Source organism: Bowdeniella nasicola (genome assembly GCF_001907295.1).
In the GTDB taxonomy this organism is placed as follows: Bacteria; Actinomycetota; Actinomycetes; order Actinomycetales; family Actinomycetaceae; genus Bowdeniella; species Bowdeniella nasicola.
The window spans coordinates 1-564 of sequence record NZ_MQVR01000199.1 but is presented as its reverse complement, the minus strand read 5'-3'; the positions used below and the strand labels follow the sequence as shown (position 1 = coordinate 564).

At 60.1% G+C, this 564-nt stretch carries 1 protein-coding gene; it reads left to right on the top strand.

Annotated elements, in window-relative coordinates:
* Positions 1-34 precede the first annotated feature (34 nt).
* A complete protein-coding gene (locus tag BSZ39_RS13065) occupies positions 35-448 on the top strand; it encodes a hypothetical protein (protein ID WP_143180567.1) in 414 nt (137 codons plus the stop codon).
* Positions 449-564 lie beyond the last annotated feature (116 nt).

The window sequence follows — 564 nt, the reverse complement described above, 5'->3', positions numbered from 1 at the left end:
GTGAGTTGTGGAAGATGAACTCGAGGATCACGCGGTGACCGCCCTGCTGTCCAGCACGACCACCCCGCTACACCACTATGAGGGACTCAACTCCTACGCGGGTACGCGGAATGGCTACTCCCTGTTCCGATCGACATACACGGGTGGGTATCAGGATTGCTCCTCAATCTACCCCGGAGATGTCTGCCTCACCGGTCGCCCGGCATTCCAATTCGTGAGTGGCGGCGCGTGTTCCAATTCCGGTCGAGATCGCTACTCCGCCGTCACCCGCGCCGTAGTCGTGAATGGCGAGACGATCTTCTTTACTCGCACCCTCGACTATCTCGACGGGAGCACCTACATCGGTCTGCCGCCTGCGGCCCGTGGCTCCTCAACTAACCGCTCGGCGAAGACCGAAGGTGAGGAAGAGGCCCAGGAGAATCTGCCTCGAGTCGAGGCGAACCTCTAAGTCAACATAAGGACGTCCCCCGGGAGTTGAGTCCCTCATAGTGGTGTAGCGGGGTGGTCGTGCTGGACAGCAGGGCGGTCACCGCGTGATCCTCGAGTTCATCTTCTACAACTCAC